Origin of the sequence: Kitasatospora sp. RG8, assembly GCF_017813315.1 — a bacterium.
Taxonomy (GTDB): Bacteria; Actinomycetota; Actinomycetes; order Streptomycetales; family Streptomycetaceae; genus Kitasatospora.
The window spans coordinates 104,783-122,918 of the sequence record NZ_JAGIYX010000015.1 but is presented as its reverse complement, the minus strand read 5'-3'; the positions used below and the strand labels follow the sequence as shown (position 1 = coordinate 122,918).

The 18,136-nt window shown below is 75.0% G+C and carries 13 protein-coding genes and 1 riboswitch; of the genes, 6 read left to right on the top strand and 7 right to left on the bottom strand.

Going from position 1 to position 18,136, the window contains the following annotated elements:
• Window positions 1-12: 12 nt before the first annotated feature.
• From J5Y04_RS22505 to J5Y04_RS22490, 4 genes are all read left to right on the top strand, one after another.
• The gene (locus J5Y04_RS22505) at window positions 13-942 is read left to right on the top strand and encodes a PaaX family transcriptional regulator C-terminal domain-containing protein (protein WP_209413892.1); all 930 of its coding nucleotides are present in this window, start codon (window positions 13-15) and stop codon (window positions 940-942) included.
• 50 nt (window positions 943-992) lie between these two features.
• On the top strand, window positions 993-2,606 hold the full coding sequence (locus tag J5Y04_RS22500) for an amidohydrolase (protein WP_209413891.1): 1,614 nt from the start codon (window positions 993-995) through the stop codon (window positions 2,604-2,606).
• 207 nt (window positions 2,607-2,813) lie between these two features.
• A riboswitch (SAM riboswitch) is annotated at window positions 2,814-2,954 on the top strand.
• A gap of 200 nt (window positions 2,955-3,154) precedes the next feature.
• Window positions 3,155-3,868, top strand: coding sequence for an IclR family transcriptional regulator (locus tag J5Y04_RS22495; protein ID WP_209413890.1), 714 nt, complete (start codon window positions 3,155-3,157; stop codon window positions 3,866-3,868).
• Between the two features lie 277 nt (window positions 3,869-4,145).
• Window positions 4,146-5,768, top strand: coding sequence for a sulfatase-like hydrolase/transferase (locus tag J5Y04_RS22490; RefSeq protein WP_209413889.1), 1,623 nt, complete (start codon window positions 4,146-4,148; stop codon window positions 5,766-5,768).
• Between the two features lie 49 nt (window positions 5,769-5,817).
• Here J5Y04_RS22490 and J5Y04_RS22485 read toward each other — a convergent pair whose 3' ends face one another.
• Window positions 5,818-6,621 (bottom strand): class I SAM-dependent methyltransferase, encoded by an 804-nt coding sequence (locus J5Y04_RS22485; protein WP_209413888.1) that lies wholly within the window; start codon window positions 6,619-6,621, stop codon window positions 5,818-5,820.
• A 248-nt stretch (window positions 6,622-6,869) separates the two neighbouring features.
• Window positions 6,870-8,150 (bottom strand): amidohydrolase family protein, encoded by a 1,281-nt coding sequence (locus J5Y04_RS22480; protein ID WP_209413887.1) that lies wholly within the window; start codon window positions 8,148-8,150, stop codon window positions 6,870-6,872.
• A gap of 242 nt (window positions 8,151-8,392) precedes the next feature.
• On the opposite strand from J5Y04_RS22480, the gene J5Y04_RS22475 reads away from it, so the two are divergent.
• Window positions 8,393-9,457 (top strand): alpha/beta fold hydrolase, encoded by a 1,065-nt coding sequence (locus tag J5Y04_RS22475; protein WP_209413886.1) that lies wholly within the window; start codon window positions 8,393-8,395, stop codon window positions 9,455-9,457.
• A gap of 22 nt (window positions 9,458-9,479) precedes the next feature.
• On the opposite strand, the gene J5Y04_RS22470 is transcribed toward J5Y04_RS22475, so the two are convergent.
• From J5Y04_RS22470 to J5Y04_RS22450, 5 genes are read right to left on the bottom strand one after another with little or no spacing between them, the layout of a single operon-like run.
• On the bottom strand, window positions 9,480-10,778 hold the full coding sequence (locus J5Y04_RS22470; RefSeq protein ID WP_209413885.1) for an FAD-binding oxidoreductase: 1,299 nt from the start codon (window positions 10,776-10,778) through the stop codon (window positions 9,480-9,482).
• Entirely contained in the window at window positions 10,775-11,548 is a 774-nt protein-coding gene (locus J5Y04_RS22465; protein ID WP_209413884.1) for an ABC transporter ATP-binding protein, read from the bottom strand. The genes J5Y04_RS22470 and J5Y04_RS22465 overlap by 4 nt, the downstream gene beginning before the upstream one ends.
• Window positions 11,545-13,416: a dipeptide/oligopeptide/nickel ABC transporter permease/ATP-binding protein gene (locus tag J5Y04_RS22460; RefSeq protein WP_245205214.1), complete on the bottom strand. Its 1,872-nt coding sequence runs from the start codon at window positions 13,414-13,416 to the stop codon at window positions 11,545-11,547. Before J5Y04_RS22460 ends, J5Y04_RS22465 begins: the two co-directional genes overlap by 4 nt.
• Before the next feature lie 7 nt (window positions 13,417-13,423).
• Window positions 13,424-14,392, bottom strand: coding sequence for an ABC transporter permease (locus J5Y04_RS22455; RefSeq protein ID WP_307853242.1), 969 nt, complete (start codon window positions 14,390-14,392; stop codon window positions 13,424-13,426).
• Window positions 14,393-14,406: 14 nt separating this feature from the next.
• Window positions 14,407-15,990 (bottom strand): ABC transporter substrate-binding protein, encoded by a 1,584-nt coding sequence (locus tag J5Y04_RS22450; protein ID WP_209413882.1) that lies wholly within the window; start codon window positions 15,988-15,990, stop codon window positions 14,407-14,409.
• 209 nt (window positions 15,991-16,199) lie between these two features.
• Here J5Y04_RS22450 and J5Y04_RS22445 point away from each other — a divergent pair, with 209 nt between their 5' ends.
• The gene (locus J5Y04_RS22445) at window positions 16,200-17,915 is read left to right on the top strand and encodes a DUF885 family protein (RefSeq protein WP_209413881.1); all 1,716 of its coding nucleotides are present in this window, start codon (window positions 16,200-16,202) and stop codon (window positions 17,913-17,915) included.
• The last annotated feature ends 221 nt before the right edge of the window (window positions 17,916-18,136 follow it).

Sequence of the window (18,136 nt, the reverse complement as noted above, 5' to 3'; positions counted from 1 at the left end):
AGGAGGGCCGCCATGCCGGAGAACACGTCACGCCCCAGCTCCCTGATCCACACGATCTACGGCGAGTTCGTCCGGCGGCTCGGCGGCTGGATCTCGATAGCCGACCTGATCGCGCTGATGGCCGAACTGGACGTCGACGCGCCCGCCGTCCGGTCGGCGATCTCGCGGCTGAAGAAGGCCGGCACCCTGCTGCAGGAGCGGCGCGAGGGCACCGGCTACCGGCTGAGCCCGGAGATGGGCCCGGTCTTCGACGAGGGTGACCGCCGGATCTTCCACAGCCTGGCACCCGCCGAACTCGCCGACGGCTGGGTGGTCGCGGTCTTCTCCGTCCCCGAGTCGGAGCGGGCCAGCCGCCACCAGCTGCGCTCGCGGCTGAGCTGGCTCGGCTTCGGCAACGCCGCCCCCGGGGTCTGGCTGGCACCCGCCCGGGTGCTGCCGGACGCCCGGCGGCTGCTGGAACGGCTCGGGCTGAGCGCGTACGTCCACCTCTTCCTGTCCGAGTACGCCGGGTTCGCCGAACTGCGCTCGGCGGTCGGCTCCTGGTGGGACTTCCCGGCGATCGAGGCGCAGTACGCCGAGTTCACCGAGGACTGGGGGCAGGTGGCCGCCGGCCTGCGCCCGCACCCGCGGATCGAGCCGGTCGAGGCGTTCCGCGCGTACGTGCCGATGCTCACCCAGTGGCGCCGGCTGCCCTACCTCGACCCGGGACTGCCGACGCCGCTGCTGCCGCCGGAGTGGAACGCCGTCGCGGCCCGCGCGGTCTTCACCGAACTGCACGGGCTGCTCGCCGAACCCGGCTTCCGGCACGTCGAGCAGCTCACCGGGCTGTCGCGCCCGGGGCTCGGCACGCACCCCGAGCCGGGGCTCGGCACGCAGCCGGACCTCACCGCACAGCCGGGGCTCACCGCACAGCCCGAGCCGGAGCCCTGTCCGAAGCCGTAGCCCCAACCCGCAGCCCGACCAGGCGCCATGACGCCGGAGGAGACGCCGCCGTGACCGACCACGCCCCCGCCGACCTGCTGATCCGGTCCGGCACCGTCCACACGCTCGTCCCCGGCGAGGCGCCGCGTCGTGCGCTGGCCGTCACCGGCGACCGGATCACCGCGTTGTCCGCCGCGGCCGACGGCCTGGACCACCTGGCCGGCCCGGGGACGGAGGTGCTGGACCTGCCCGGCACCGCCGTGCTGCCGGCCTTCGACGACACCCACACCCATCTGATCCTCGCCGCGCACAGCGTCCACGACGTGCCGGTCCACCGGGCCCGCGACCTCGGCGAGTTCCTCGGCCTGATCCGCGAGCGGGCGGCGAGCACGCCCCCCGGGCAGTGGATCCGCACCACGATCAACTGGCAGGAGGTCAACCTCGCCGAACAGCGCCTGCCCCGCACCGAGGAGTTGGACGCGGCCACCGACCGGCACCCGGTGCTGGTGCGGCGCGGCGCCTACAACATGGTGCTCAACACCCCCGCGCTGCGACTGGCCGGCATCACCGCCGCCACCGAACCCCCGCCCGGCGGCGTGATCGAGCGGGACGAGCAGGGCCGGCTGACCGGCCGGCTGGTCGACAAGGCGGTCGCACTCGCCGAACGGGTACTGCCGCGCCCCGCGCTCGCCGACCGGATCGAGGGCCTGCGGGCCGCGTCCGCCGACTACGCCGCGACGGGGATCGGCACGGTCCGCGACTGCCTCGTCCCGGTGGAGGACCTCGACGTGCTGCGCGCGGCCCGGCAGGCCGGTGCACTGAGCGTGCGGGTGCGCGCCCTGGTCTCCGGTTTCGGTGCCCGCACGCCCGGGCAGGTGGACGAGCTGCTCGACCGGATGGAGCCCTGGCGCGCCGAGGGCGACGCGTGGTTGAGCGTCTGGGGCGTCAAGTTCGGCATCGACGGCGGCATCGAGGCGGGTGCGCTGGACGAGCCGTACGAAGGCCGCCCGTGCTATCACGGCACGCTCCTCTGGGAGCCGCAGGAGCTGGCCGCGGCGGTCGACCGGGTGGTCGCGCGCGGCTGGCGGGTCGGTGTGCACGCGTGGGGGGACCGCGGACTCCGTACGCTGCTGGACGTCTTCGAGCAGGTGCTCAAGGACCGCCCCGGCCTGGCCCCGGGCACCCTGGTCGTCGAGCACGGCGGACTGGCCCGCCCCGACCAGCGATCGCGCGCGATCGCGCTCGGCATCCCGGTCACCGTCCAGTACCCGCTGCTGCACGATGCGGCGACGGCCCAGATCCGGGCCTGGGGCGCCGAGCGGGTCCGCGGGATCTTCCCGTTGCGCGAGTGGCTGGACGAGGGCGCGTTGCTCGCGGCCGGCTCCGACTTCCCCGTCGGGCCCTACGGGGCGATGGTCTCGGTGTGGGGCATGACGACCCGGCAGACCGTGGCCGGCGCGCAGGGCGCCGAGCACGCGATCACCCGGGCCGAGGCGATCGCGCTGCACACCGTCGACGCGGCCCGGCTGGTCGGCGAGAGTGCGACGCGTGGCAGCCTGCGGCCCGGCGCGCTGGCGGACCTGACCCTCTGGCCCGCGGACCCGCTGAACTGCCCGCCGGACGAGCTGCCGCGGCTGCGGCCGGTCCGCGTCGTGCTCGGGGGCCGGACGGTGCACCGGGCCTGACGGTCTGACGGCGCACCGGGCTTGACGGTCGGACGGTGCCGGATCTGGCGGTCGGACGGCCGCCGGGGCGCGGTCGCGGGGTGGTGGGGCGGGGCGTTCCGCGGAGGCCGGTCCCGCCGGGCCGGCCTCCCGGAGGATGTGCGGCGCCCGCGTCCGGGGCGGGGGCCGTTTAACGGGCCGCCCGGGAAGTCTTGTATCGTTCCTCGCGAATCATCCAGAGGGGTGGAGGGACCGGCCCTACGAAGCCCCGGCAACTCCCCGGTCGACCCGGCGTCCAAAGTGCGCCGCACCGACCGGGATCAGTGCCAACTCCGGCCTGTCGCCAATGTGGCGCGGGAAAGATGAGGAGACACGGTGCTCTCTGTGCTGTCCTTCGCCCGGGCGCTTCCCGCCCCGGCCCTTCCGCGTACCCGTCTCGTGCCCGGCGCAGGCAATCGGCCGACCTCTTCGGCCTTCCCTCGCTGACCACACCCCCCGGCTCCCCGCCCGGAGCCCCCGTGAGCAGAGCCCACCTGCTGCTCGCGGGACTTGAGACGGAGTACCCACCCATGGAAAACACGAGCGGCGTCGGCGTGCTCGACAAGGTCACCTCGATCCTTGGCACCCTGGAGGCCGGTCCCGCCACCCTGGCAGGACTCGTCGCCTCCACCGGCCTGGCGCGGCCCACGGCCCACCGGCTCGCCGTCGCACTCGAACAGCACCGGCTGGTCGCCCGGGACCTGCAGGGCCGGTTCGTCCTCGGACCCCGGCTCGCCGAGCTGTCGGCGGCCGCCGGCGAGGACCGCCTGCTGGGCGCCGCCGGCCCGGTCCTCACCCACCTGCGCGACGTCACCGGCGAGAGCGCACAGCTCTACCGCCGGCAGGGCGAGATCCGGATCTGCGTGGCCGCCGCCGAGCGGCTCTCCGGCCTGCGCGACACCGTTCCCGTCGGAGTCACCCTTCCCATGAAGGTGGGCTCCGCCGCCCAGATCCTGCTCGCCTGGGAGGAGCCCGAGCGCCTCCACCGGGGCCTCCAGGGCGCCCGCTTCACGGCCACGGCCCTCAGCGGCGTACGGCGCCGCGGCTGGGCGCAGTCCATCGGCGAACGCGAGCTCGGGGTCGCCTCCGTCTCCGCCCCCGTCCGGGGCCCGTCCAACCGGGTCGTGGCCGCCGTCTCCGTGTCCGGCCCGATCGAACGGCTCACCCGCCACCCCGGCGCACGCCTCTCCCAGGCCGTCACCGAGGCGGCCAAGCTCCTCACCGAGGCCCTGTGCCACCCCTGACCGGCGGGTGTCCCTGACCGGCCGGTGTCCCTGAACAGCTGGTGTCACTGACCGGCCGAGTCCCGGCCGGCCGGCTCACCCGGACGGGCCGGGCCGGGCAGGAGAGACCGCGACCCGGCGGCGTGGCTCACCCGGACGGACCCGGCCGGCCGTGTCCTCGCGCACGGCGTGCGGGAGCAGAACCTAGATTCGGCTGACATGCACCTTCCGTGCCGTCCGCGTCCTCCCCGTGCGCCCGCAGCGCACGTGGGGGCATCTCCCCTAAGGACAGGTGGCCATGACACGTCGTCCGAACATCCTGCTGATCGTCACCGACGAGGAGCGGGCCACGATCCCCCGGCCGCAGGGCTTCACGCTCCCCGCGCGGGAGCGGCTCGCCGAGCGGGGCACGACCTTCGAGCGGTACTACACCGCGTCGGCGATGTGCAGCTCCGCGCGGTCCGTCATCTACACCGGGCAGCACCTACCGCTGACGGAGATCTACGACAACGACAACATGCCCTACATCCGCCCGCTCCGACCGGAGTTGGGCACGCTCGGCACGATGCTCCGCGAGGCCGGGTGCTACGCCACCTACCAGGGCAAGTGGCACCTGTCGAACGCCTACGTCACCCCGCAGAACCCCGGCCCCACCACGGACGCGCTGGAGCCCTACGGATTCAGCGAGTTCAACGACTGGGGCGACATCGACGGCGGTGCCTGGGCCGGGCTCAAGATCGACCCGGTCATCGCCGGCCAGGCGGTGAAGTGGCTGCGCAACCGGGCCCCGGTCGTGGCGGCGGACCAGCCGTGGTTCATGGCGGTCAACTTCGTCAATCCGCACGACATCATGAGCTTCGACTACGGCGGCTCGTCCCAGGTGCAGCTCCCGTTCGGCCTCGCCCACGCCGTCGTGACCAGGCCGGCCCCCGACATCCCGGTGTACCGGCGCCGCTGGGACTTCGACCTGCCCGCCAGCCTGCACGACGACCTGTCCGGCGCGGCCCCGGCGGTGGCCGAGTTCGCGCGGATGCTCGACACCGTCTTCGGCCCGGTCGCCGACGACCGGCACTGGTACGACGGCCTGAACTTCTACCTCAACGCGATCCGCGACGTGGACCGCAGCATCGAGCTGGTCCTCGACGCGCTGGAGGCCTCCGGGCAGGCCGACCGCACCGTCGTCGTCTTCACCTCCGACCACGGCGAGATGGCCGGCTCGCACGGGCTGCGTCAGAAGGGCGGCCTGGTCTACGACGAGAACCTCCACGTCCCCTTCATCCTCAGCCACCCCGACTTCCCGAGCGGGGTGAGCACCGAGGCCCTCGCCTCCGCCGTCGACATCGCCCCGACCCTGCTGGAGTTCGCCGGCGTCGACCCGTCCGGGCGGGCCACCCGCCCCCCCGCGCTCAAGGGCCGCTCCCTGCGTCCGGTGCTCGACGGCGGCACCGTCCGCGACGGCGTGCTCACCGCCATCGAGTCGGTCACCGCCCTGGACGCCTCCTTCTGGTTCGAGTTCGCCGACCCCGAGGCTCCCGGGCGGATCCAGTCCGGGGACCTGCGGCCGGACTGGACCAAGCGCGGCTTCCTGCGCGGCTACACCGACGCCCGGTACACCTTCGGCCGCTACTTCTCCCCGCTCAACCCCAACCGCCCGACCAGCCCCGAGGCCCTGTACGCGCTCAACGACGTCGTCCTCTACGACCGCGCCGAGGACCCCGCCGAGACGCGCAACCTCGCTGCCGACCCCGCGCACCGCGACCTCGTCGCCCGGTACAGCACGCTGCTGGAGGACCTCATCACCGCCGAGATCGGCACCGACACCCGCGCCTGGGTCACCGAGCGCCCCCGTCTGCTCGGCTGGCCCACCTGGCACGGCGACACCGACCAGCCCGCCGCGGCGGCCGGCACAGCCCGGCGCTGAACCCACGCCGAAGCCCGGACCCGCCGCGGCGCCGGCCGGCGGCGGGTTCCTAGGGCTTCCAGCCCCAGGCGGTGAGCATGCCGGCCGACAGTGCGGCGCATTCGTCGGAGTCCAGGTAGCGGATCGCCGCGTCCACGGCCTCGTCGTCGACCAGGCCGGTGGCGCGCATCGCGGCTCTGCTCCGGTCCCACGTGTCCGCCCAGAAGCGGCTGATGGGGCTGCCCGGCAGCAGCGGCGGCACGTGGACCTCGGCGGCGACGGACCGGAGCCCCGCTCGGCGCAGCAGGTGCGGGTACGACGGCACCCAGGAGACGTCCGTGCCGATGGTGGACCGCAGCCCCTGCCACATCGCCCGCATCACCGTGCTGTACGGCGTGCCGGGCGTCCGCCCGCTCGTCAGGTCGACCGCGTCGCTGAGCACCAGCACGCCTCCGGGCACGAGGAGTTCGGCGAGTGCGGTGATCAGGCGGTCGTGCTCGGGCAGGTGCATCAGGACGAAGCGTGCGTGGACGAGGCGGAACCGGCCGGGGGCGAAGTCCGGAGCGGTGACGTCGGCTTCGAGCAGGTCGAGCCCGGGCCGCCCGGTGAGAAAACGCACGTCGCGGTCCACGGCGAGCACGCTTGCCACCCGGGCCTCGTCGAGGAGCCGGCGGGAGACCGTGCCCGTGCCGGCGCCCACGTCGAGGCAGTGCCACCCCGGGCCGGCCCCGAGGGTCCTCAGCCGCGCCATCGTGACGTCGTCGTAGGCGAGCGCGCCGAGGTCGGTCCGTTCGCCCTCGCCCGCCTGCTCGGGACGGAAGACGGCCTCGCCGTAGCGGCCGCCCGTCCCGTCCCCGCTCGCTGCGGCGGTCACGTCGCCGCCTCCGTGGTGCCGGGGGTGTCGTCGGACCCGGGGGACCCGGGGGACCGGAGCAGCAGGTCGTCGAACGGTTTCATGGCGGGCCCTCCTCGCGCGGTGGGGGCGGCCCCGCCCCGGGGCCGCCGCGCCACCGATCCTGCACCGGCGCCCGCCGGGGCGGCCGAGGCACGCCGTGCCTGGGCCGATCGGCCCAGGAGTGCGGCGGCGCATCGCGGGCCGGCCACCGCCGTTGGCGGGCGGGGTCAGTCCAGCTCGTTCTTGTGGACGACGCCGTTCTTGACGATGAGGCGCAGGTGGCGTTCGGGATCGGCGAGGACGGACAGGTCGGTGGTCGGGTCGCCGTCGACGACCAGGAGGTCGGCCCACGCTCCCGGCGCCACGACCCCGAGCGGTGCCGCGCGGTAGGGGTCGCGGGGGCCGGACAGCCGGAACAGTTCGGCGTTGCCGGAGGTGGCCATGCGCAGGACCTCGACCGGGCTGAGGTGGGCGCCGAGCCGGACGAGCATCTCGTTCTGCCGGTGGCCGTTCCCGGGGTCGAGCACCAGGTCGGTGCCGAAGGCCAGCCGCACGCCGTGCGCACGTGCCCACGCGAAGGTGCGGGAGACGCCCTCGCACACCTCGCGGTTCTTGCGGTTGCTGTCCGCCGAGGCGTAGTGGTGGTCGTCGACCTCGAACGGCTGGGTGCTCAGCCACACGTCCTGCTCCGCGAGGTGGCGGACGGTGTCCTCGTCGGCGAGGTGCCCGTGCTCGATGCAGCGCACCCCGGCCTCCACCGCGCGGCGCACGCCTTCGGAGGTGTAGACGTGCACGGTCACGTAGGTGCCCCAGTCGGAGGCCGCGGCGACCGCCGCCTCCAGTTCCGCCGTGGTGAACTGCAGCACGTCCAGCGGGTCGAACTCGGAGATGACGCCGCCGCCGGCCATCAGCTTGATCTGCGTCGCGCCCTTCCTGAGCTGCTCGCGCACTGCGGCGAGGACCCGCTCCGGCCCGTCGGCCACCCGGGTGAAGCCGATCTGTTCGGCCCGGGCCTGCGGCCCGCCGAGGGCGGTCGGAGTGTCGTAGACGGCGCCGAAGTCGCCGTGGCCGGAGGTCTGGGAGACGGCCGCCTGGCTCGGGTAGATCCGCGGCCCCGGGAAGAGCCCGCGATCGAGGGCCCGTCGCAGCGGCTCGGTGTCGCCGGCCATGTCCCGCACCGTGGTGAAGCCGCGCATCAGCATGTCGCGGGCCGCGGCCAGGGCCTGGTAGTAGACGGTGCCGGTCGGTGCGAGCTGCAGCTCCGCCATGGTGGCGCCGATCGCGAACAGGTGGACGTGCGCGTCGGTGAGGCCGGGGATGAGCGTGCGGCCGCCGCCGTCCAGCACGGTCACGCCCCGGGCGCCACGCGGGGAGGCGCGGCCCGGCACCACCTCCGTGATCCTGTCCCGCTCGATCCGGACGTGTCCCGGTACCGCCTCCTCGCCGATCCCGTCGAAGACGTGCACGTTGGTCACCAGCAGCCCGGCACCGGAGTCGTCGACACTCATGGCGCCATCTTCGGCCGGTCACGGAGCCGGGACCAGACGGGTCACCCGAACGGACCAGAGCCGGTCCTCGGAGTCCTGCCGTCCGCCGGGCCGGGAGGCGATGACCGAGGGTTCCCCGGCGTGCGCGGTGCGCGCCGGTGGGCGGTTGTGGGGTGAGGGCGGGGGTGGACGGGGAAGGACACGGACAGGGGTCGGTTGTCGGATGCTGCTGTCACGGAGGACCTATGCGCCGGGACGGACGGATGGCGAACACTCTGCTCGCACTGCTGAGCCGGGACTGGGCGGGTGTGCCGGTCGCGCTGGTGGTGGCCGCGATGGGCGGCTGCCTCGTCGGGCTCGGTGCGACCTGGGCGGTGGCGCTCGGTGGGCTGCTGGTGGCAGCCGGTGTGGTGATGCTGGCCGGGGCCGTGCGGCACGTGGTGCTGATGGCCCGCGAGGCGGGGGAGCGGCCGATGCCGGGGACGCTGGTCGACGTGGATGGTCACCGGATGCACGTCCTGGCGGAGGGGGACGCGGCGGCCGGGCCGACCGTGGTGTGGATGCCCGGCGGACACGCGCCCGGTGAGGAGTTCGGGGAGCTGCACGCGATGGCGGCGGCCCGGACCCGCTCGGTCCTGGTCGACCGGTTCGGCACGGGCTGGAGCGATGCCGGGCCCTTCCCGCGGACCACGGCGGTGGAGGCGGAGGAGCTGCTGGCGGCGTTGGAGAGGGCGGGGGAGCGGCCCCCGTTCGTGCTCGTCGGCCACTCCTTCGGCGGGTTACTGGTCGCCAACGCGGCCCGCCGGCGGCCGGATCTGGTGGCGGGGCTGGTGCTGCTGGACCCGACGCCCCTGGAGGTCATCGCCTTCGCGCCGTCCAACCGGCTGATCACGGGGATGCGCCGCAGCTTCCTGCTGGCGGCGGTGCGGCATCTGTTCGGTGCGCACCGCGGCCGCGGCGGTCGGACCGCCCCGCACTGCGCCGCCGCGTCGATCTTCGCCGAGCTCTCGCCGTCCGGCCTGGCCGGGGTGGGCTGGGAGACCGTGGTGTACGACGGGGATCTCGGGGACGTGCCGCTGGTGCTGGTGATACCGCGTGATCTCATCGGCGGTGAGACGGTGCTGGCCGGCGCCCGGGACGCGGTCGAGGCCGAGCGGATCAGGAACTTCTACCTCCGGACCAGGGTCCGGTACCTGGCGGCGTCGACGGCGTCCCGGTTGGTGTACACGCCGGAGGGGACCGGCCACGACTTCCCGCGCGAGGCGCCCGGGTTCGTGGTCGGCGTGGTCGAGGATCTGGCGCGGGAGCTGCGGGTGACCAGCCGGTGACCAGCCGTCGACCGGCCGCCGATCAGCCCATGACCGTGCGCGCGGAGCCGGCCCGGACCGGGCGGCGGCGGGAGAAGGCGCCGAGGTCCACGATGTTGCCGGTGTGCTCGCAGCGGTGGCGGACCGGGTCGCCGTCGTGGTCGTGGCCGGCCTCGACCCGGTCGATCAGGGTCGCCAGGTAGCGGCCCACCAGCGGGGCGTTCTTGAACTGGTTGCCGCTCGTGCCCATGGCGACGTAGTAGCCGTCGAGGGCGGTGCGATCGTAGATCGGGGTCCAGTCGTCGGCGACGTCGTACACGCCCGCGACCCCGAGGGGCCGGTTGGGGACGCCGATCGCCGGGAAGCGGCGCGCGGCCCTCGTCACCTGGGTCCGGAAGCGACGGGCGGTGGGGCGGGGGTCGGCCTCGTCCGGGTCGTCGATCCACTCGGGCGGGTCGCACTCCGGCTCGGTGCCGCCGACCAGGAGACGGCCGCCGGGGGCCGGTCGGAGGTAGGTGCCGAGATCGAGGTCGGCGACGACGGGACCGGTGGCGCGGTCGCCCGGAGCGGGGACCTGGTGGACCTCCTCGCGCATCGGGCGCACGCCGACGGTGAAGTCGCCCCCGACGCCCGCCAGCCGGTTGAGGCCACCCGACCACGGGCCGGCGGCGTTGACCACGACCGGTGCGGCGATCCGTGTCCCGTCGGCCAGGCGGATGCCCGTCACCTGGTCGGTGGTCCGTTCGACGGCGGCCACGGTCGCGTGGAACAGGAAGCGCGTGCCCAGTTCGCCCGCCGCGTCCGCGAGGTTCTGGGCGGCGAGCTGAGGGTCGTCGACGAACCCGGCGTCCGGGGTGAACAGGGCGCCGAGCTCGCCGGTCGGGCCGGTGAAGAAGGCGTCGTCGTCCACCGGCTTCGGCGGCCAGTACCGCCCGGCGTCGATCCCGGGCAGGCGCCGGCGCAGCTCGGCGGCGTCCCACCGCTCGTACGGGACCGCGACGCGGTCGAACAGGGCGGTGACGGCGGCGGGCGCGGTGTCCGGGGAGTCGAGCAGCACGGCGCCGGCGCGGTGGAAGGCGGCGAGCGGGCGGCGGCCGGTGAGCCGCAGGTGGTCGGGCCAGGACGTCCAGAGGTGCCGGGCCTCCCAGGCCGTGGCGACACCGTCGAAGGTGGAGTAGTTGAACCGGATGATCGCGCTGGAGGCGCTGGTGGAGCCGTGGCCGACGGCGCCGGCCTTGTCGACGACGAGCACCCCACGCCCGGTCCGGGCGAGTTCCAGGGCGATGGCGCAGCCGATCACGCCGGCTCCGACCACGACGGCGTCCGGTCGGCGGGTGGTCATCGGAGCCTCCCCAGGCTCGGCACGGAGGCGAGCAGCGTCCGGGTGTACGGGTGTTGCGGTGCGCGCAGGAGGGCCTCGGTGGGGGCGGTCTCGACGATCCGGCCGTGCCGCATGACCGCCACCGTGTCGCAGACGTGGCAGACCGCGGGCAGGTTGTGGCCGATGAACAGCATGGTGAGGCCGAGCCGCCGCTGGAGTTCGCGGACGGTGTTGAGCACGGAGGCCTGCACCGAGACGTCGAGCGCCGAGGTGATCTCGTCGGCGATCAGCAGGCCGGGTCCGACGGCCAGGGCGCGGGCGACGGCGACCCGCTGGCGTTGGCCGCCGGACAGCTGCCGCGGCAGGCGGTCGGCGAGCCGGGGATCGAGGCCGACGAGTTCGAGCAGGCCGGTGACGCGGTCGGCCCGGGCCCGCCGGTCGAGCCGGTGGAAGACGGTGGCCGCCTCGGCGAGCGTCTGGCGGACCGTCATCCTCGGGTCCAGCGCGGTGTCCGGGTCCTGGAGGACGACCTGGACCAGGCGGCCGAGCCGGCGCCGGTCACGGACGGTGCGGACGCGGACCTCCCGCCCGTCGAGGAGGACCCGGCCCCCGTGCACGGGGACGAGGCCGACGATCGCGCGGGCCAGGCTCGACTTGCCGGAGCCGGACTCGCCCACCAGCCCGAGCGTGGTCCCGGACGGGACCTCCAGCGAGACGCCGTCCACGGCGGTGACCGGACCGTACGGGCCGCGGTGGCGGACGGTGAGGCCGGAGACCTGAAGGGCGGTCATGACGCGGCCACCGCGACGGGGTACCAGCACGCGACCTGCTGGAGCGGGTCGAGGTCCTCCAGCGGCGGGGCCTGCTCGGCGCAGCGGTCCCGGCTGTGCGCGCAGCGGGGCTCGAACGGACAGCCGGGGGCCGGCGCGAGCGGGTCGGGCGGCGCACCCTCCACGGTGGGCAGCGGCCGGTCGCGATCCGCCGTGAGGTCCGGCACCGACGCGACCAGGGCCCGGGTGTAGGGGTGCCGGGGAGCGGTGGCGAGCCGGTCGGCGGGCAGGGCCTCGACGATGGTGCCCGCGTACATCACCAGCACGCGGTCGCAGAACTCCCCCACCAGTGCGACGTCGTGGCTGATGAACAGGACGGCGGCGGAGGTGTCCCGCCGGATCTCGGACAGCAGCCGGGTGATCTGCCGCTGCACGGTGACGTCGAGGGCGGTGGTCGGCTCGTCGGCGATGATCAGGCCCGGTCGCACCATCAGCCCGGCGGCGATCATCACCCGCTGGCGCTGGCCGCCGGAGAGCTGGTGGGGGCGGGCGCGCAGCACGGCCGGGGGCAGGGCGACCCGGCGCAGGGCGTCGGAGGCCTCCAGCGACGCCTGCGCCCGGCTCGCGCCGCGATGGGCCCGGACGGTCTCGGTGAGCTGGGTGGAGATCCGCAGCGACGGGTTGAGCGCCGACGCCGGGTTCTGGAAGACCACCGCCAGTCCGGTGGCGAGGTGGTGCCCGCGCTCCTTCGGCGTCATGGCGGCGAGGTCACTGCCGTGCAGACGGAGGGTCCGCCGGGTCACCCGGGCCCGGTCCGGGAGCAGGTCGGCGATGGCGAGCGCGGTGAGCGACTTGCCGGAGCCGGACTCGCCGACGAGCCCGACGATCTCGCCGGGCCGCAGCGACAGGCTCACGCCGCGCACCGGCCGGATCACGCCCTCCGGGGTGGGGAGTTCGACGCCGAGGTCCTCCACCTGGAGCACCAGGCCGTCCTCGGCGGGCCCTCCCCCGGCCTTCGGCCGGGGGGACCCCCATGGCGCGACCGGCTGCGGGGGCGTGCGGGGTGCCGGGTCTCGCCGGGCGACGTCGCCGGCCAGGACCTCGCCGAGCAGCTGGAAGGTCACGGCCGCGTAGAGGACGGCCAGGCCGGGTGCGAGGGCGGGCAGCGGGTCGGCGTAGACCCGGTCGAGCCCCTGGTTGAGCAGCTGCCCCCAGTCGTAGCCGGGCGGCTGGACGCCCAGGCCGAGGAAGCTCAGCCCGGAGAGCGCGACGAGGGCGGTGCCCGCCGCCGTGGTGGTGCTCAGCAACAGCGGCTCGGCGATGTTGGGCAGCACGTGCCGCCACAGCAGCCGGTGCCGGCGCAGGCCGAGTACGCGGGCCGCGGCCAGGTGGTCGGTGCCCGCGACGCCGGCGGCGAGGGTCTGGGCGAGCCGGGCGAAGCCGGGGACGCCCGCGACGGCGAGGGCGAGCACCGCCCCGCCGGCGCCCGCGCCGAACACCACCGCGAGGAAGAGCGCGACCAGCAGTGCGGGGAAGGCGAGCAGCAGGGTGATCAGCGCGGCGAGTTGCCGGCGGGTGCGGGGGCCGACGACGGCGGTGGCCGCGCCGAGCAGGACGCCCGCGGTCGCGGCGAGCAGGGTGGCGGCCAGCGCGGGCAGCAGGGAGGGCCGGGTGGCGGTCAGGACCCGGGCGAGCACGTCCCGTCCGAGGTTGTCGGTGCCGAAGGGGTGCGCCGCCGAGGGGCCCTGCAGCACCGCCGAGGGGTCGGGGCGGTCCGCGGCCGCGCCCCAGAGGAGCGGGGCGGCCAGCGCGAGCAGGACCAGTGAGGCCAGCATGGCCGCCGCGACCCAGGCCAGGGGCGAGCGGCGGTACCGGGTGGGAAGGGGCATCGGGTCCTCAGCTCTCCAGGATCGCCGAACGCGGGTCGAGCAGCGCCAGCAGCACGTCGACCAGGAGGCCGGAGAGCAGCACGGTGGTGCCAAGGACCAGCACCATCGCCTGGATCACCGGGTAGTCCTGGGCGGTCACGGACTGCGCCATCGCCGAACCGATGCCGGGCCAGGCGAACACCCGCTCGACCAGGACGGTACCGGCGATCATGGCGGGCAGCAGGCTGCCGGCGACGGTGAGCGAGGCGGTCGCCATGTTCGGCGCCGCGTGCCGCAGGTAGCGGCGGGCGGGGGACAGGCGCTTCCCCCGGGCCGTGCGCAGGTAGTCCTCGGACAGCACCTTCAGCGCCTCCACCCGGACGATCCGGACCAGGACGGCCGTGGGCGCGAGGGAGAGCGCGAGCACCGGCAGTACGAAGGACTCGACGCCCGTCGCCCCGGCCACCGGGAGCAGCTGGAGGCCGACGGCCAGCAGCGCGGTCAGCCCGGCCGCCAGGACGAAGTCCGGCACCCCGGCCAGGCCGGCGGTCACCGCCGTGAACGCCAGCTCGCTGCGCGGGTGCCGGCCGTCCCGGGTGCGGACGGCGGCGAGCAGTCCGCAGGGCAGGGCGACGGCGAGGGTGACGAGGAAGGCCAGGCCGGCGATCTCCAGGGTGGCCGGCAGTCGGGAGCGGACCAGCTCCGCGACCGGGGTGCCGGTGACCAGCGAGGTGCCGAGATCGCCGTGCACCAGGCCCTCCAGGTAGTGCCGGAACTGGGACGGGAAGGGCGCGTCGAGGCCGAGCTGGTGCCTGCGGGCGGCTACCAGGGCGGGGGAGGCGTCGATGCCGAGGGCGGCGCGGACCGGATCTCCCGGGACCAGCCGGACCATCGCGAACGACGCGGTGAGCACGACCCCGAGGGAGAGGAGCAGTCGGGCCGTGCGGCGCCCCAGGAACGCCGTCCACGGGTGCCGGAGCAGGTGGGGTAAGGACACGTCGGGCCCCCGGGTCATTGGTGCAGGCGGATGCTGGTGGGGACGATCTGGCCGCCGAAGGTGGTGGCGAAGGTGGTGCGGTGGCCGTACACGGTGCTCCGGCCGTCGGCGATCGGCAGGGCGTCGGCCGAGCGGAGGAGGGCGGCGGAGGCCTGGTTCCAGGTGCCGCAGCCGGCGGTGTCGGTCTCCTGGAGCGCCCGGGCGACCAGGGCGTCGTACTCGGGGTTGGCGACACCCGCGAAGTTGAGGCCCTGAGCGGGGGCGGGACCGGAGAAGAAGGGGATGAAGCCGACCGGCAGGGCGAAGCCCGGGGTGCTGCCGACCACGACGTCGAAGTCGCCGCTCCGGTACATGGCGTTGACGAGGGCGGGCAGGCTCTCGGTGACCAGCCTGACGTCCGCGCCGAGCGCCGTCCACGTCCGCGCCATCAGCTCGGCGGCGGACGGCAGGGTCGGGCCGAGGTCCGGGCTGGTGATCAGACGCAACCGGAGCGGCCGGCCGTCCTTGGTCAGCGGGCCGCCGCGGTCGCGGGTCCAGCCGGCGGAGCGCAGGGCCTCGGCGGCGTCCTGCGCGGGCAGGTTGGCGGAGGCGAGGTCGGCGTGGCAGACGGCTCCCTCGGCGCCGAAGTCGGTGGCGGGCCGGCCGGTGCCGCCGACGGCGACGTTGGCGAGGCCCTGGCGGTCGAGCGCCGACACCAGGGCGCGGCGCAGCGCCGGGTCGGCGAGGGGCCGGCCGGGGCGCTGGTTGAAGAAGGTCAGCCCGACCACGGTGGCCACGTCGGCGGAGGTCAGGCCGCGGCCGGTGAGCCGGGCGCGGTCGGGGCCGTTCACGCTCGCGATCTCGACGCCACCGGTGAGCAGCAGGTTCGCGGCGGTGGAGGCCTGGGGCACCACCGACAGGACGATCCGGGCCGGGACGCCGGGCTCCGCGGTGCCCGCCCCGGCAGGCCCCCAGGTGTAGCCCTCGCGGACGGTGAACTCGTACGGCCCGCCGGGGGTGTAGCGGGTGAGCACGTACGGGCCGGTGCCCTGGGTGGCGCGGTCCAGGGACCGGGGCCGGTCGAGGCCGGCGGGGCAGACGACCGGCAGCAGGCCCAGGGTGCGGACGAGGAAGGGGAAGGGGGCGGCGGCGGTGGCCGACACGGTGCCGGCCCGGTCGTCGGCGCTCGCGGTGAAGGGGACGCCCGGCAGGACGGTCCGGGCGCCGGCGAGCTGGTTGGCCGGGTCGCCCGCGTAGGTCAGTGCCCGGGCCACCGCGGAGGCGGTGAGGGGGGTGCCGTCGGAGCACGTGATGCCCGGGCGGAGGGTGAAGACGGCCGTGGTCGTGGTGGCCTGCCAGGACGAGGCCAGGCCCGAGACCACGGTGCCGTCGGGGGCGACGTTGACCAGCGAGTCGTAGGCGTAACGGGCCTGAGCGGCCCCGAAGGTGGAGTACGGGTCGAAGCTCGGGGTCTCGCTGGACCCGGCGATCCGGACGGTCCCGTGGTCGACGAGCGGTGTGCTCGTCGAGGACCGGGCGGTGCCCCCGCAGCCGGCCGCCGCGACGGCCGTGGCGGTGACGGCGGCCGCCAGGGGGACCGGCAGGGTGCGACGCGACATGGGGTCATGGTGCCACCGCGCCTTGGCTCCGGCGAGTCAACTCGGCGTCCTGGCAAGCGTGTTCGAACCCCTGCAGCCGCCTCCTGGGGCGGCCGTCGCGGTTCGTGCGGCCCCGGGCGGCCGGGAGCGTCTCATCCGTTCGGGGGACAACACGGCCGTCGTTTCGCGGACCGGGCGACGGCGCGGCCGGTCGTCGCCACACTGGCCGCATGAGGACGAGGACGAACGGACCGGGTGAGGAGGTCGGCCACCTGGCCGACCGCTACTGGGAGTTCCTGCTGGAACGCGATCCACTGCTGAGGGTGCGCCAGGACCTCCCGGTCGAGACGCTCCCCGGGGTGTCGCCCGCCGAGGCCGAGGAGCGGGCCCGGTTCGCGGAGGGCGTGCTGGGCCGGGTCCGGGCGCTCGACGGCGCGGAGCTGTCGGGTGTCGACGCCGACACCGCGGCGTTCCTCGCGGGGGTGGCGGAGCAGGAGCTGCGGGACCACCGCTGCTACTGGCTGACGCCCGCGGCCACGCCGTACCGGCTGTTCCCGCTGTCGCAGTACGCCGACGCCGTCCTGCGCCCGTTCCGCTTCGCCGAACGGCAGGACGTCGAGCGGTACTTGTCGTTGCTGGACGAGCTGGCCCGGGTGGTCGGCTCGATCGCCGGCAAGACGGCGGAACAGGCCGCCCGCGGTTTCCGGGTGCCCGCCCCGGCCCTGCCCGGTGCGCGCGCCACCGTCGTCGGCCTGCGGTCGTCCGTGGCGCGCCGCGCGGAGGTGGACGACGGCAGGCTCGGCCGACTGGTCCGGGCCGACCGCGGGCGGCTCCGGGACGGGGTGCGGCGGCTGGTGGACTCCGCGCTGGCCCCGGCCTTCGACGGTCTGCTCGCCCTCCTCGACGACCCGGCCGGCCTGCGCGAGGCGCCGCAGGCCGTCGGTTGGGCACGGTACGAGGGCGGGGAGGAGGCGTACCGGGAGTTCGTCCGGACCCACAGCGGGGGCGACACACCTCCCGAGCGGCTCCACGAGCTGGGCCGCGAGCAGTGCCGGGAACTCGCCGAGCGGATGCGGGAGGTCCGCGCCGCCCTCGGGTTCCCGGGCGCCGAGGACGGGTTCCACGAGCGGCTGCGCACCGAGCCCCGGCTGTACGCCCGGACGCCCGAGGAGGTCGAGGCCCGCTACCGCGCCCACCTCGACCGGCTCGCCCCGCTGCTGCCGCAGTGGTTCGCCGTGCTGCCGGCCGCGCCGTACGGGCTGGCGCGGCTGGACCCGGCGCTGGAGGCGGGGATGACCTTCGGGTACTACGAGCCGCCGACCCCGGCCAGCCCGGTCGGGCGCTACCGCTACAACGGATCGGACCTGGAGCGGCGCTCGCTCCTGGGTTCGGCCTCCCTGATCTACCACGAGCTGGCGCCGGGACACCACTTCCACCTCGCCCGGCAGGCGGAGAACCGCGGGCTGCCGCAACTGCGGCGTGAGGTGGCCGGGTTCGGCGCGTTCAACGAGGGCTGGGCCGAGTACGCGGCCGGCCTCGGCTGGGAGGCGGGCCTCTACGACGACCCGTGGGACGCCTACGGGCGCCTCGCCCAGGAGCGGTTCACCGCGCAGCGGCTGGTCGTCGACACCGGGCTGAACCTCGGGACGATGAGCCTCGCGCAGGCCCGGGAGTTCATGCGCGCCAACACCACCGAGGCGGACAGGCAGATCGACTCGGACCTGCTGCGCTACGCGACCGACCTGCCGGGGCAGGCGCTCTCCTACCGCGCCGGCTTCCTGGAGTTCGGCCGGCTGCGGGCCCGGGCGGAGGCCGGCCCGGGCGCCGGGTTCGACGTGCGGGCCTTCCACGAGGCGGTGCTGGGTGGTGGCGGGCTGCCGTTCCCCGCCCTGCGGCGGAGGGTGGCGCGCGAGCTCGGCGGGCACCGGGAAAGCGGTCGGCATTGATATGTCAATATGACTGAAACCTCCCTTGGGGGTATGCGTACTGCCATCAGTTGCGGCCGAGGGTGCGGATAACACTCGCACGGGTGAAACCCGCCGGGACTGTTTGGCCTCGATGGACATGACTGGACTACGGTGGCGGAGGAGCGGGCGGTGTGCCCCCGTCGACGAGGAATTCGGCCCGGCCGGGAATCCGGCAAAAAAAGGGGGCCGGGAGTTCCGGA